This is a genomic window from Prevotella sp. HMSC073D09 (assembly GCF_001814145.1).
GTDB classification, from domain to species: domain Bacteria; phylum Bacteroidota; class Bacteroidia; order Bacteroidales; family Bacteroidaceae; genus Prevotella; species Prevotella conceptionensis.
The window spans coordinates 1-408 of the sequence record NZ_KV815133.1 but is presented as its reverse complement, the minus strand read 5'-3'; the positions used below and the strand labels follow the sequence as shown (position 1 = coordinate 408).

Below are 408 nucleotides of genomic sequence, written 5' to 3'. Positions count from 1 at the left end.
GCTTGTGTCAATATGTCAAAGATCTCATGCGCAACAAAGCGCAAAGTGGAGAATAACGGATTCGAACCGTTGACCCCCTGCTTGCAAAGCAGGTGCTCTAGCCAGCTGAGCTAATCCCCCGCGATTAAAGGGGTCGCACCAAACAAAGTGCGATGTGTAGTCCCGCAGGCTTGTCGCCTGCACACATTGCACCATCGTGCGATGTGTAGTCCCAGGCAGACTTGAACTGCCGACCTCCACATTATCAGTGTGGCGCTCTAACCAACTGAGCTATAGGACTGCGTGTCGGCGGGAGGTCCGGCCAGGGCCGTAAGGGGAGTCTAAACCAGCATCGCGCTCACACCTTATATATATAGGTGAAGACAACCGACGACGCGGAACCCAATTCCCTGATTCCCTCTGTATCGG

2 tRNA genes are annotated in these 408 nt (G+C 54.2%); both read right to left on the bottom strand.

Annotated elements, in window-relative coordinates:
- Positions 1-46 precede the first annotated feature (46 nt).
- Positions 47-120, bottom strand: a tRNA-Ala gene (locus HMPREF2955_RS13300).
- 86 nt (positions 121-206) lie between these two features.
- A tRNA-Ile gene (locus HMPREF2955_RS13295) sits at positions 207-280 on the bottom strand.
- Positions 281-408 lie beyond the last annotated feature (128 nt).